This window comes from Kribbella sp. NPDC050241, from assembly GCF_044459685.1.
Lineage (GTDB): Bacteria > Actinomycetota > Actinomycetes > Propionibacteriales > Kribbellaceae > Kribbella.
This window is the reverse complement of the sequence record NZ_JBITJE010000009.1, coordinates 195498-207232: the sequence shown is the minus strand read 5'-3', so window position 1 is coordinate 207232 and position 11735 is coordinate 195498. Positions and strand designations below refer to the sequence as shown.

The 11735-nt window shown below is 68.6% G+C and carries 15 protein-coding genes; 12 read left to right on the top strand and 3 right to left on the bottom strand.

What is annotated here, in order from left to right:
* The first annotated feature begins 47 nt into the window (after positions 1–47).
* Positions 48–791 (top strand): GntR family transcriptional regulator, encoded by a 744-nt coding sequence (locus ACIBG5_RS33760; protein ID WP_396395575.1) that lies wholly within the window; start codon positions 48–50, stop codon positions 789–791.
* Positions 792–803: 12 nt separating this feature from the next.
* Here ACIBG5_RS33760 and ACIBG5_RS33755 read toward each other — a convergent pair whose 3' ends face one another.
* Together ACIBG5_RS33755 and ACIBG5_RS33750 are read right to left on the bottom strand one after the other, a co-directional pair.
* Complete coding sequence (locus ACIBG5_RS33755) at positions 804–1577, bottom strand: hypothetical protein (RefSeq protein WP_396395574.1); 774 nt, start codon at positions 1575–1577, stop codon at positions 804–806.
* A 16-nt stretch (positions 1578–1593) separates the two neighbouring features.
* Complete coding sequence (locus ACIBG5_RS33750; protein ID WP_396395573.1) at positions 1594–2094, bottom strand: SigE family RNA polymerase sigma factor; 501 nt, start codon at positions 2092–2094, stop codon at positions 1594–1596.
* A gap of 180 nt (positions 2095–2274) precedes the next feature.
* Between ACIBG5_RS33750 and ACIBG5_RS33745 the strand changes: the two genes are divergently transcribed.
* The 11 genes from ACIBG5_RS33745 (at position 2275) to ACIBG5_RS33695 (ending at position 10313) form a co-directional block, all read left to right on the top strand.
* Complete coding sequence (locus ACIBG5_RS33745; protein WP_360445337.1) at positions 2275–3549, top strand: ATPase, T2SS/T4P/T4SS family; 1275 nt, start codon at positions 2275–2277, stop codon at positions 3547–3549.
* On the top strand, positions 3549–4409 hold the full coding sequence (locus ACIBG5_RS33740) for a type II secretion system F family protein (protein WP_396395572.1): 861 nt from the start codon (positions 3549–3551) through the stop codon (positions 4407–4409). The genes ACIBG5_RS33745 and ACIBG5_RS33740 overlap by 1 nt, the downstream gene beginning before the upstream one ends.
* On the top strand, positions 4406–5344 hold the full coding sequence (locus ACIBG5_RS33735) for a type II secretion system F family protein (RefSeq protein ID WP_396395571.1): 939 nt from the start codon (positions 4406–4408) through the stop codon (positions 5342–5344). Before ACIBG5_RS33740 ends, ACIBG5_RS33735 begins: the two co-directional genes overlap by 4 nt.
* Positions 5345–5358: 14 nt before the next feature.
* Positions 5359–5553, top strand: coding sequence for a hypothetical protein (locus ACIBG5_RS33730; RefSeq protein ID WP_131519427.1), 195 nt, complete (start codon positions 5359–5361; stop codon positions 5551–5553).
* A complete protein-coding gene (locus tag ACIBG5_RS33725; RefSeq protein ID WP_396395570.1) occupies positions 5553–5960 on the top strand; it encodes a TadE family protein in 408 nt (135 codons plus the stop codon). The genes ACIBG5_RS33730 and ACIBG5_RS33725 overlap by 1 nt, the downstream gene beginning before the upstream one ends.
* Positions 5957–6406 (top strand): hypothetical protein, encoded by a 450-nt coding sequence (locus ACIBG5_RS33720; protein WP_393387194.1) that lies wholly within the window; start codon positions 5957–5959, stop codon positions 6404–6406. Before ACIBG5_RS33725 ends, ACIBG5_RS33720 begins: the two co-directional genes overlap by 4 nt.
* Before the next feature lie 35 nt (positions 6407–6441).
* Positions 6442–6840 (top strand): pilus assembly protein TadG-related protein, encoded by a 399-nt coding sequence (locus tag ACIBG5_RS33715; protein ID WP_396395569.1) that lies wholly within the window; start codon positions 6442–6444, stop codon positions 6838–6840.
* A 40-nt stretch (positions 6841–6880) separates the two neighbouring features.
* Positions 6881–7675, top strand: a complete 795-nt coding sequence (locus ACIBG5_RS33710; RefSeq protein WP_396395568.1) for an SDR family NAD(P)-dependent oxidoreductase — start codon at positions 6881–6883, stop codon at positions 7673–7675.
* Between the two features lie 77 nt (positions 7676–7752).
* The gene (locus ACIBG5_RS33705; RefSeq protein WP_396395567.1) at positions 7753–8382 is read left to right on the top strand and encodes a TetR/AcrR family transcriptional regulator; all 630 of its coding nucleotides are present in this window, start codon (positions 7753–7755) and stop codon (positions 8380–8382) included.
* Between the two features lie 18 nt (positions 8383–8400).
* Positions 8401–9522, top strand: coding sequence for a peptide chain release factor 2 (prfB, locus tag ACIBG5_RS33700; protein WP_396395566.1), 1122 nt, complete (start codon positions 8401–8403; stop codon positions 9520–9522).
* Complete coding sequence (locus ACIBG5_RS33695) at positions 9522–10313, top strand: pentapeptide repeat-containing protein (protein ID WP_396395565.1); 792 nt, start codon at positions 9522–9524, stop codon at positions 10311–10313. Before prfB ends, ACIBG5_RS33695 begins: the two co-directional genes overlap by 1 nt.
* On the opposite strand, the gene ACIBG5_RS33690 is transcribed toward ACIBG5_RS33695, so the two are convergent.
* Positions 10270–11724 (bottom strand): MFS transporter, encoded by a 1455-nt coding sequence (locus ACIBG5_RS33690; protein ID WP_396395564.1) that lies wholly within the window; start codon positions 11722–11724, stop codon positions 10270–10272. The genes ACIBG5_RS33695 and ACIBG5_RS33690 overlap by 44 nt on opposite strands.
* Positions 11725–11735: the final 11 nt, after the last annotated feature.

The following is an 11735-nucleotide window of genomic DNA, read 5'->3' as shown; positions in this document are numbered from 1 at the left end:
CTGGGTGTTGGGTCGACGGATGCGGGCGCAGGCCGCAGTATTTGCGCATGAGCACCGTGCAGGTCCGGGTTGATCGGAGCAGTCGTACGCCGTTACATGTGCAATTGGCACAGCAGCTCGAGGCGGCGATCCAGGGTGGCGAGTTGCCGGTCGGTTCTCGGCTGAGCAACGAGGTGGACCTGGCGGAGGCCTATGGCTTGAGCCGGCCGACGGTGCGGCAGGCGATCGCGCGCCTGGTCGACCAGGGGCTGCTGGTGCGCAAGCGCGGCGTCGGCACGCAGGTGGTCGGCCACTCGGGCCAGGTACGGCGTTCCCTGGAGCTCACCAGCCTGTACGACGACCTGGCCGCCGCCCACCGGAAGCCGGAGACCGAAGTACTGCGGTTCGGGATGAGCCCGGCGAACGCAGACGTGGCGACCGCACTGCAGTGCGAGCAGGGTGACCGAGTGCTCAGGATCGAGCGACTGCGGCGAGCGGACGCCGAGCCGCTGGCGCTGATGCGGAACTGGCTCCCTCCCGACATGCTCGAGACGGACCCGGTCACGCTGGCCGAGCGTGGACTCTACGAGCTCCTCCGTGCCGAGGGCGTACGGCTGAAGGTGGCGCACCAGACCATCTCCGCCGTACCCGCCACCACCGAGCAAGCCAGACTCCTGTCCGAGGAGCCCGGCTGCCCGCTGCTGGCGACCACCCGCATCACGTACGACGACCACGGCCAGCCGGTCGAATACGGCTCCCACTTGTTCCGCGCCAGCCGCTATTCCTTCGAACACACCCTCGTCCACCGCTGAACCACGGCGTGTCTAGCGGTTGAGGTCCCTGCCCCAGCCGGCGGGCGGGTAGGTCCACCTCGGGCTGTCGGCCATCGCGATCAGCTGGGCCATCGACAGCATCGGCTTGGCGCGGGTCGGTACAGCCTTCTTGTAGGCGGTCGCGTTGGCGCTGCCCAGTGAGATGGTCCGGCCGTCGGGGTGGCCGATCGTCACGTAGTTGATCTGGGGTTCGCTCGGGAGGCCCCTTCTCGCAGAGGTGTAGGCGATGACGAGCGTCCCGTCGGCGCGGGTGGTGCAGAACTCGGGGTGCTCCGGCGGGCAGACGATCGGAGTCTTCTCGGTCTTGATCAGCACCTCGACGTACGACGCCCCCTTGCCGTCATCGGCCAGGACGGATGCGCCGATGAAGTCGTCGCCGAAGCTCGTCGGCTTGCTCACCCTGGTCCCCGGCGGGAGGAGTGATTGCAGCGTGAAGAGAATCCCCTTCTTCGTCACCGTGTCCTGCGTGGTGGCGCTGGTCCTGGGCGTCGTACCGCTGCTGGTCGCGGAAGGCGTCGCGGCCGGTGTTGCCGCGAACGGAGGCTGCTCTGACGGGCGGCCGCCGAGGGCTTGGGTGCCGGCCACAACGATCCCGACGGTGGCCAGTACTGCGACTGCTCCGCCGGCGCCGGCGAGGGCCGTCCGGCGCCGGGACAGGACCTGCCCACGGCGGATGCCGCGCTCGACCAGATCGGTCGCGTTCGGTTCGAGGTTCTCGGTGGCCCGGTCCATCAGGTCGGGCAGGCTGTCGTTCAGAGGTGTCATCGAGGTTCTCCCAGGGTCAGAGGGCGGCCAGGTGGACGGCGTCGTCGCCGAGCACCGTCCGGAGACGGTCCAGGGCACGGGACGTCCGGGTCCTGACCGCACCGGCGTTCTTGCCCAGATCGAGCGCGACCTGTTCGACGCTGCGATCTTCGAAGAACCGCAGCACGAGCACCGCACGATCGAGAGGGGCCAGCTCGGCGAGCGCCTGCTGGAGGGACAACCGCAGCTCGGGGTCGCCGGGCCGGTCCGCCCGGTCCGGCAGCGTCTCGCTCGGCTGCTCGGTCGAGCTCCGGCGCCGCCGTTGCGAGATGTAGGTGCGCGCCAGCACCGTCTGTGCGTACGCCGGCAGGTTGTCGACGTGCTCGATCCGGCGCCAGGACCGGTACAGCTTCGCCAGCGTCTCCTGGACCAGGTCTTCTGCCAGGTGGTGCTCACCGGCCAGCAGCCAGGCGGTCCGATACAGCCTCGGAGTGCGCGCTCTGGCGAACTCCTCGAAATCCTCGGTGGCTCGCGTCAAGTCACCCTCCCGGTCGTCGTCTCACCTTCTTTGACGCTCCCTGCGCCCTGCTGCGTTACACCGCCGGCGGAAGAAGTTATCCACAGCCCGCCGGAGCAGAGTGGCAGGTGAGCCCCGGGCTTGACAGGATGGTCGCGCACGGTGACCAGATGGTCGCCGACGGGACTTCTGGGGAGACCGATGGCAGCCGACAGACTCGCCGCGCGCCGGCCGGGCCGGGACGCTGTCGAACTGATCGACGCGCAGGTCCGGGATGTTGTCCGGCGGGAGGGGATCGACCCGCTGCGGGATCCGGGAGCGGTGGACGCGATCGTTGCGACCGTCGTTCGGGAGTACGACGAGCGCAGCCTGACCGGGGTGGTTCCACCGATCGTGGATGTGGACGCGGTCAGCCGGGAGGTGCACGACCGGGTCGCCGGCTTCGGGCCGCTGCAGCGGTTCCTGGATGACCCGGCGGTCGAAGAGATCTGGATCAACGAGCCGAGCCGGGTGTTCATCGCGCGTGAGGGCCGGCATGAGCTGACCACGACGGTGCTGACCGAGGAAGAGGTCAGCGATCTGGTCGAGCGGATGCTGAAGACGACCGGCCGGCGGATCGACGTCTCGCAGCCGTTCACCGACGCGCGACTCCCCGACGGCAGCCGCGTGCACATCGTGCTCGGCGGCATCACGCAACGCTACGCAGCCATCAACATTCGCAAATTCACGGTCCGCGCGACCCGGCTGAGCGATCTGGTCGCGCTCGGATCGCTGACCCCGCACGCGGCCGCAGTACTCGACGCCGCCGTCGCGGTCGGGCTGAACATCCTCGTCTCGGGCGGCACCCAGGCCGGCAAGACCACGATGCTCAACGCCTTGGCCGGCTCGATCCCGGGCAGCGAACGCGTGATCAGCTGCGAAGAGGTCTTCGAAATCAAGCTCCCGATTCCGGACTGGGTGTCCATGCAGACGCGGCAGGCGGGTCTCGAAGGTACAGGTGAGGTGCGGCTGCGCGATCTCGTGAAGGAGTCGCTGCGGATGCGTCCGTCCCGGCTGATCGTCGGCGAGGTCCGCGGCGAGGAGTGCCTGGATCTCCTGCTGGCTCTCAACAGTGGACTGCCCGGCATGTGCACGATCCACGCGAACTCGGCGCGCGAAGCTCTGACCAAGATGTGCACGTTGCCGTTGCTGGCCGGCGAAAACATCGGGTCTCGGTTCGTGCTCCCGACCGTGGCCGGCTGCGTGGATCTCGTCATCCATCTCGGCATCGGGGCGGACGGGCAGCGGCGGGTGCGGGAGATCGTGGCGGTCAGTGGGCGGATCGAGGAGCAGGCGATCGAGACCGAGACGGTGTTCGGCACGGTCGACGGGCAGTTGCGGCGGGCCGAAGGGCATCTGCCGCATCCAGAGCGCTTCCAGCATGCGGGGTACTCCTTGTCCGGGCTGCTGACCGAGCTGCCGCGAGGTGTGGGCTGATGGGACTGCTGCTCGGACTGTTCTTCGGGATCGGCCTCCTGCTGATCATCTGGACGTTCGCGGTGCCGGCGGAGACGCGGCCGGCGAACGACGCGCGACTGATCGCTCGAAGCCGCGACCTTCTGGCCGGCGCGGGGATCGAAGGTGTGACGCCGGGCGCGTTCATCGGCGCGTGCCTGATCACCGGCGTCGCCGGGTTCGTGGTGATGTTCGTGGTTTCGGGCGCGTGGCCGGTCGGCGTGGTGTTCGGCCTGATGGCCGGTGGTCTGCCGGTCGCGCTGGTGCGGAGCCGCGCACGGAAGCGGCTCGCCGAGTTTCGTGAGCTGTGGCCCGATGTCGTCGACAACATCGCCTCCGCGGTCCGGGCGGGGCTGTCGCTGTCCGAGGCGCTGGCCCAGGTCGGTGAGCGTGGACCGCTGCCCTTGCGTGAACCGTTCCGCCGGTTCGGCGCGGACTATGCGTCGACGGGTCGCTTCGCGGATTCCCTGGACCGGTTGAAGGCGCGGCTCGCTGATCCCGTCGGCGACCGCGTGGTCGAGGCATTGCGGATCGCGCGCGAAGTCGGTGGTGGGGATCTCGGCCGGTTGCTGCGTTCGCTGTCGACGTTCCTCCGCGACGACGCCCGGACCAGATCTGAGCTCGAGTCCCGGCAGTCGTGGTCGGTCAACGGTGCCCGGGTCGCGGTCGCTGCGCCGTGGCTCGTGCTCGCGTTGCTGTCGTTCCAGGGCGACCTGATCCAGCGCTACAACTCTCCGGTCGGCGCACTGATCATCGGTGTGGGTGCAGCGGTCTGCGTGATCGCGTACCGACTGATGCTGCGGATCGGCCGGCTGCCCGAGCCCGAGCGGGTGCTGCGATGAGCCCGATGGTGCTCGGTGGCCTGGTGGGTGTGCTCTTCGGACTCAGCCTTCTCCTGGTCGTCCGGCGTTTGCCGTTCCTCCGGAGGCCGTCGGTCGACGACCGGATCGCGCCGTACCTGCGTGATCTTGGTGGGCCGGAGGTGTTCCTCGGTGTGGTCGACTCCAGCTCGCCGTTCTACGCGATCGTCCGGTTGTTCGGGCCGTCGCTGCGGGCCGGGGCCGGTCGGCTGGAGCGGCTCCTTGGTGGCGCCGCGTCGATCCGACGCCGGTTGTCGCGGGCCGGGATCGAGCGGTCTGTCGAGGAGTTCCGGATCGAGCAGGTGCTGTGGGGTACGGCGGCGTTCGGGGCAGGGCTCGTCGTCTCGATCGTCGCAGTGTCGTTCGGTGTCGGGAATCCGGTCGGGATGCTGGTGTTCTGCGGTCTGCTCGGCGTCCTCGGAGTACTTGCCCGAGACACCTATCTGAGCACGCAGGTACGACGCCGGGAGCGGCGGCTGCTCGCGGCGCTGCCGACCGTGGCCGAGCTGCTGGCGTTGTCGGTGGCGGCCGGTGAGGGTCCGGCAGCGGCGCTCGATCGGGTCGCCCGGTCCTGCCGCGGCGAGCTCGCCGACGAACTCCAGCGGGTCCTTGGTGAGACCCGCGCCGGTGAGACGCTCGTCCGCGCACTCGACGGCCTCGCCGACCGCACCGGTCTGCTCGCGTTGTCGCGGTTCGCCGATGGTCTCGCGGTCGCACTCGAACGCGGTACGCCGCTGGCCGACGTGCTGCGCGCGCAGGCGGGGGACATCCGTGAGGCCGGGCGGCGCGAGTTGATCGAGTCCGGTGCCCGCCGTGAGGTCGCGATGATGGTCCCGGTCGTGTTCCTCGTCCTGCCGGTCACCATCGCGTTCGCCTTCTACCCGGGCGCTGTCGGAATCCGGCTGATCGCCGGATGAACTGAGGAGAGGTCATGTCCCTACTGCTGACGAGACTGTTCGTGGCGCTGCTGGCGCCACGGCCCGCACGGAAGGAGCGCGGCGACGTCCCCGGCTGGGTGCTGATCACCGTGATGACCGCCGGGCTGGTCGTCGTGATCTGGGGCCTGGCGGGCAAACAACTCGCGCAGATGCTGCAGGACGCACTGGACTCCGTCTCCAACAAGTGATGGTTCCCGTCCGCCCGCATCCGCCGCGGCCGCGTGATGAGCGTGGCTCGGCGGTGGTCGACTTCGTGCTGGTGTCGATGCTCGTGGTGCCTTTGTTCCTTGGCATCCTGCAGGTCGGGCTCTACCTGTATGTCCGCAACACCTTGACCGCCGCGGCGTCCGAGGGTGCGGCCTACGCGGCCGTGCTGAATCGGCAGCCGGCCGACGGAGAGGGGCGGACGCGCGATCTGATCGACGGGGTGGTGAAGGACGGGTTGATCGATGCGGTCCAGTCCGAGGAGACCGACATCGACGGCCGGCCGGGAGTGCAGGTCGTCGTGAAGGCGCACATGCCACCGCTGGGCTTGTGGGGTCCTGGCGTCGCGTTCAGCGTCGAAGGTCATGCCGTCAAGGAGACCGGCGAATGAACCGATCGCGGGACGAGCGCGGCAGCGCGGTGGTCGAGTTCTCCTGGCTGGCGCTGTTGCTGATGGTCCCGTTGATCTACGTGATGCTGGCCGTGTTCGACGTCCAGCGGGCGTCGTACGGCGCGACCGCGGCGACCCGGGCCGCGGGGCGGGCGTTCGTGATCGTGCCGGCCGGGTTGTCGGAGGACGAGGCGCGAAGCCGGGCGTTCGAGGCGGCGCGGCTGGCGATGAAGGACCAAGGCGTCGAGCTCACCTCCGACCAGCTCACGATCAGCTGCGATCCTGCCTGCCTGGAGCCGGGGTCGACGGTCACTGTCACGCTGGCCACCGACGTACCGCTGCCGTTCATCCCGGACGCACTCGGTGGGGAGCCGCCGGCGATCCACCTCAGTGCCTCGCACACGGAGCCGTACGGCGACTATCGCGAGGCCAAGGGCAACGGATGAACGGATGCCGACGGCAACAGGGTGAGCAGGGTCAGATGACTGTCCTGATCATCGGCTTCACGGCGATCATCTTGCTCATGATCGTCGTGGTGACCGATATCTCCAAGGTGTTCCTGGTACGCCGTGACCTCGATGCGACCGCGGACGGCGCCGTACTGGCCGCGGCGAACGGGCTGGCAGCGATCTACGCGCAACCCGCGGCGGACGGGAACGCCGAGTTCGACCCGGAGCAGGCCCGTCGGCTGACGGCCGAGTACCTGGACCAGGTTGCCGCGAGCAACCGATTCGGTGACCTCGACTGGTCGGCCGACGTCGCCGGTACGACGGTGACCGTGCGGCTGACGTCCTCGGTGGACCTGCCGTTCGAGCCGCCCGGCTGGCAGGGAGACGCGGACATCGCCTCCGAGGCGGCCGCGATCGTCCCGATCCGGTGAATCCCGCGTTCGGCCACGGCAGAAAGGGCACCATGGGGTGATGAAGATCGAGCTGAACGGACGGCGGGCGCTGGTGTCGGGATCGAGCCAGGGGATCGGGCTGGCCATCGCCACCGAACTGGCCCGGGCGGGTGCGGCAGTGGTGGTGAACGGACGCGGTGAGGAGAAGACCAGCGCGGCCGCGGATCAGGTCCGCAAGGAGGTGCCGGACGCGGACGTGACGGCGATCGCGGCCGATCTCGCCTCGGCGGAAGGCGCCGGCGTACTGCGGGATCGGGTCGGCGAACTGGACATCCTGGTCAACAACCTGGGCATCTTCGGAGCCAAGCCGGTGCTGGAGATCGATGACGACGAGTGGCGCCGGTACTTCGAGGTGAACGTGCTGTCCGCGGTCCGGCTGATCCGGATGTATCTGCCGGGGATGATGGAGCGCGGCTTCGGCCGGGTGATGAACATCGCGAGTGACTCGGCCGTGGTGACGCCGCTCGAGATGGTGCACTACGGGATGACGAAGACGGCTCTCCTCGCGGTGACGCGTGGCTACGCGAAGGCCGCCGCGGGCACCGGCGTGACGGTGAACTCGGTGATGGCGGGCCCGACCCACACGCCGGGCGTCGAGGACTTCGTGTACGAGTTGGTCGGTGACGACCTGCCGTGGGACGAGGCGCAGCGCCAGTTCATGAAGGAGCACCGGCCGTACTCCTTGATCCAGCGCCTGATCGAGCCGCCCGAGATCGGCAATCTGGTCGTCTACCTCAGCTCCGACCTCGCGTCCGCCACCACCGGCGGCGCGGTGCGCGTCGACGGCGGCTACATCGACTCGATCCTGCCGTAGACCTTCAGCTGAGGATCCAAAAATGTAGTGACTACAAGATTGGATGGAGTAAAGCAGGGTGCCTTACGCTCTGTCGAATGGAGACGGGGCGGCGGGAGCGGAAGAAGCAGCAGACGCGGCAGGCCATCTCGGATGTCGCGACCGCGCTGTTCCTCGAGCGCGGCTTCGACGCGGTGACGGTGGCCGAGGTCGCGCGCGCGGCGGACGTCGCCGTACAGACGGTGTTCAATCACTTCCCGGCCAAGGAGGATCTGTTCTTCGACGAGCAGGGCTGGTGGACCGGGCCCGCGCGGTCGATCCGTGAGGCGCCCGCCGGGGCGGATCCGGTGACTGTGCTGGAGGCGGCGTACCTCGCAGAGACCCGGGAGCGGCTCGAGGCCGGGCATCTGGCGACGTGGAAGCAGTTCGTCCGGACGATCGAGAGCAGCCCGGCCCTGCTGGCCCGTCGCCGGCTGAACGCTGCCGAGATGGAGAAGTCGCTCACCGAGGCCCTCGACGAGCGGAATCCTGGGCACCTCAGAAACCGTTTGATCGCCGCGCAGTTCGCCGCCGCGCAGAAGGTCCTGGAAGAACAGCTGATGCGGCTCCTGCCCGACGAAGCGTCCGCGGATCAGGTGCGGGAAGCCCAAGCAAAGCTGGAAAGGGCAGTCGCAGAGGTCTTCGGAGTACTCCGCCATGGCCTAGCTTTACCGGCTACCACGGCCTAGCGGGTAGGCTGCTTGGTTGTGGCTGGACTGGATTTTGACGCGGAGCTCAAGCAGCTCGACGCGACGCTGACCTCGATCGAGAAGGTGCTCGATCTTGATGCGCTGCGCCGGGAGATCGCCGACCTCGGTGAGCAGGTCGCCGCGCCGGACCTGTGGGACGACCAGGCGAACGCGCAGAAGGTGACCTCGCGGCTGTCCAGCCTGCAAGCCGACGTGGAGCGGGTGACCGGGCTGCGGAGCCGCCTCGACGACCTCGGCGTGATGATCGAGCTCGGCCGGGAGGAGAACGACGCCGACAGCATCGCCGAGTCGGAGAAGGAGATCGGCTCGCTGAGCAAGGCGATCCAGTCCCTCGAGGTCCGCACGCTGCTGTCCGGTGAGTACGACGAGCGCGAGGCGCTGGTGACGATCCGGTCCGGCGCGGGCGGTGTGGACGCGGCCGACTTCGCCGAGATGCTGCAGCGGATGTACCTGCGCTGGGCCGAGCGGCACGGATACGCCACCGAGGTCTACGACACGTCGTACGCCGAAGAGGCTGGGCTGAAGTCGACGACGTTCGGGGTGAAGGCGCCGTACGCGTACGGCACGCTGAGTGTGGAGTCGGGCACGCACCGGCTGGTGCGGATCTCGCCGTTCGACAACCAGGGCCGTCGGCAGACCTCGTTCGCCGCGGTCGAGGTGGTTCCGGTGCTGGAGCAGACCGACGAGATCGACGTTCCCGAAGAGGAACTGCGGATCGACGTGTACCGCTCGTCCGGCCCCGGTGGCCAGAGCGTCAACACGACCGACTCGGCGGTCCGGATCACGCACATCCCGACCGGCACCGTGGTCTCCTGCCAGAACGAGAAGTCGCAGCTGCAGAACAAGGCCAGCGCGATGGTGATCCTGAAGGCCAAGCTGCTGGCGCTCAAGAAGGCCGAGGAGCGGGCCCAGATCGACGCGTTGCGCGGTGACGTGCAGGGCTCGTGGGGTGACCAGATGCGGTCGTACGTGCTGCACCCGTACCAGATGGTGAAGGACCTGCGCACGCAATACGAGTCCGGCAACACCTCCGGTGTCTTCGACGGTGAGATCGACGACTTCATCGAGGCCGGCATCCGCTGGCGCCGCACCGGCCAGACGGTTGCCGAACACAACTAGTGCAGCGCACCGATCTTCGCGCCGACTGCAGCAGTTGCTTCGGCCTCTGCTGCGTTGCGCTGACGTTCAGCAAGTCAGCGGACTTCGCGATCGACAAGCCCGCAGGTGAGGCTTGTCCCAATCTGAGTGATGACTTCCGCTGCACGATCCACAGCAAGCTGCGGGCGAGCGGCTTCCAGGGCTGCACGGTCTACGACTGCTTCGGCGCCGGCCAGGAGATCTCCCGCCGGGCCGGCAAGAGCTGGCGCGAACAGCCAGGCCGGCAGATGTTCGCCGCGCTGCCCATCCTTCGTCAGCTGCACGAGCTGCTCTGGTATCTCACGGAAGCCCTTGAATACAGGGCGTTCGAGGCCGAGATCCTGGCGGCGATCGAGCGGGTCGAGAGTGTCGCCAGGACTGCGGACCTGACGAAGGTCGACGTGATCGCGGAACGGGCCGTGGTCAACGAGTTGCTCCTGAAGACCAGTCAGCTCCTGCGCGGCAAGCAGAGCAAGAAGAAAGAGCGCCGCGGCGCCGACCTGATGGGTAAGGGCCTCCGCGGCGCGGATTTCGCGAAGGCCAACCTGCGCGGTGCCTACCTGATCGGCGCCGACCTGCGCGACGCCGATCTCCGGCAAGCCGACCTGATCGGAGCAGATCTTCGCGACGCCGACCTGCGCGGCGCCGACCTGACCGGGGCGATGTTCCTCACCCAGGCTCAGGTCAACGCCGCGCGTGGCGACAGTGCGACCAGGCTTCCGTCCGCGGTTACGCGCCCGTCCCACTGGGGCGCGAACCCAGCCGGTGCGTGACCGGCGTCATCAGCAGTGAGATGACGGTGATGCTCAGAGCCACCGCCGCGAGTGCCCCGCCTTGTCCCCACGACGTGCCGGCCAGCGCCAGGTACGCCGTACCGACGATGGCTGCGCCGAAGGCGAGGGTCGTCTGCTGGCTGGTGAGCAGGATGCCGCTACCCAGTCCCGCCTGTGCCGGCGGTACCTGACCGACGACCACGCCGATGAGCGGCACCATCACCAGTCCGCTGCCGAAGCCGGCGATCAGCATCGGTACGGCGAGCGTCCAAGGCGTCACGTTCGGCCAGGCCATCAACGTGATGACGGCCAGTACGGCGTACCCGACGGCCTGGATGATCCAGCCGCGGAGGATGAGGCCGGCGCCGTACCGCTGCTGCAGCCGCGGACCGTAGACCGAGGTGATCAGGAACCCGACTGCCATCGGCAACAGGCTCAGACCGCCTTCCAGCGGGGACATGTGGGCCTCGCCCTGCGTGGCGAGCGCGAAGACGAACATGAAGCCGCCGAACGTGGTGAAGAACGCGCTCGCCAGCAGCAGGCCGAGCCGCATCGCGCGGAGCCGCAGAACCGTCGGCGGGATGAGTGGAGCACGACCTGACTTCTCGGACCTGTGCTGGTGTACGCCGAGCACTGCCACAGCCGGAATGACCGCGGCCAAGGAGAGCCACGTCCAGAGCGGCCAGCCGAGTGGGCGTCCTTCGGTGAGCGGCAGAAGCAGCAGTACGAGGGCCAGTGCGAGCAGAGCGGCGCCGACGAGGTCGACCCGATGTGCCTTTTCGGCCTTGGTCTCCGGGAGCAGCCGGATCGCAGCGGCCAGCGCCAGCACGCCGACCGGGACGTTGACGAGGAACACGGCCCGCCAGCCCAGCCCGAAGACATCAGCCTCGACCAGCACGCCGCCCAGGATCTGGCCGAGCGCAGCCGCGGCACCGCCGGCCACACCGAACATGGCCATGGCGCGGGCGCGGTGCTCGCCGGTGAGCAGGCTGGTGATCGACGCCAGGACCTGCGGTGTCATGGCAGCGGCCGCGGCGCCCTGGACGACACGAGCCGCGAGGAGTACGCCGATGGTCGGGGCGATCGCGCAGATCAGCGACAGCACGGTGAATCCGGTCAGGCCGATCAGGAACAGGCGCTTGCGGCCGAAACCGTCGCCGAGGCGGCCGCCGACCACCAGCAAGGTGGCGTTGGCGATGCCGTAGCTCCCGACGACGAGTTGGAGCTCGCCGGAGGTCGCGTGCAGGTCCGAGCCGATCGCCGGCAGCGCGACGTTGATGATGAAGAAGGAGAGCATCGGCAGGAAGGCGCCGAAGAGGAGAGTGGTCAGTGCCACCGGGCCCAGCGGCGACGCGACGGCACGCGGCCGGGCGGAAACACCGGTGGCGGTGGCCTGGAGCTGGTCTGTCATACCTCCAGCCT

Excerpts from the sequence above, each read along its gene's own strand:
- ACIBG5_RS33760 (WP_396395575.1), top strand. The coding sequence starts at position 48 with ATGAGCACCGTGCAGGTCCGGGTTGATCGGAGCAGTCGTACGCCGTTA.
- ACIBG5_RS33755 (WP_396395574.1), bottom strand. The coding sequence starts at position 1,577 with ATGACACCTCTGAACGACAGCCTGCCCGACCTGATGGACCGGGCCACC.
- ACIBG5_RS33745 (WP_360445337.1), top strand. The coding sequence starts at position 2,275 with ATGGCAGCCGACAGACTCGCCGCGCGCCGGCCGGGCCGGGACGCTGTC.
- ACIBG5_RS33740 (WP_396395572.1), top strand. The coding sequence starts at position 3,549 with ATGGGACTGCTGCTCGGACTGTTCTTCGGGATCGGCCTCCTGCTGATC.
- ACIBG5_RS33735 (WP_396395571.1), top strand. The coding sequence starts at position 4,406 with ATGAGCCCGATGGTGCTCGGTGGCCTGGTGGGTGTGCTCTTCGGACTC.
- ACIBG5_RS33730 (WP_131519427.1), top strand. The coding sequence starts at position 5,359 with ATGTCCCTACTGCTGACGAGACTGTTCGTGGCGCTGCTGGCGCCACGG.
- ACIBG5_RS33725 (WP_396395570.1), top strand. The coding sequence starts at position 5,553 with ATGGTTCCCGTCCGCCCGCATCCGCCGCGGCCGCGTGATGAGCGTGGC.
- ACIBG5_RS33720 (WP_393387194.1), top strand. The coding sequence starts at position 5,957 with ATGAACCGATCGCGGGACGAGCGCGGCAGCGCGGTGGTCGAGTTCTCC.
- ACIBG5_RS33715 (WP_396395569.1), top strand. The coding sequence starts at position 6,442 with ATGACTGTCCTGATCATCGGCTTCACGGCGATCATCTTGCTCATGATC.
- ACIBG5_RS33710 (WP_396395568.1), top strand. The coding sequence starts at position 6,881 with ATGAAGATCGAGCTGAACGGACGGCGGGCGCTGGTGTCGGGATCGAGC.
- ACIBG5_RS33705 (WP_396395567.1), top strand. The coding sequence starts at position 7,753 with ATGGAGACGGGGCGGCGGGAGCGGAAGAAGCAGCAGACGCGGCAGGCC.
- ACIBG5_RS33690 (WP_396395564.1), bottom strand. The coding sequence starts at position 11,724 with ATGACAGACCAGCTCCAGGCCACCGCCACCGGTGTTTCCGCCCGGCCG.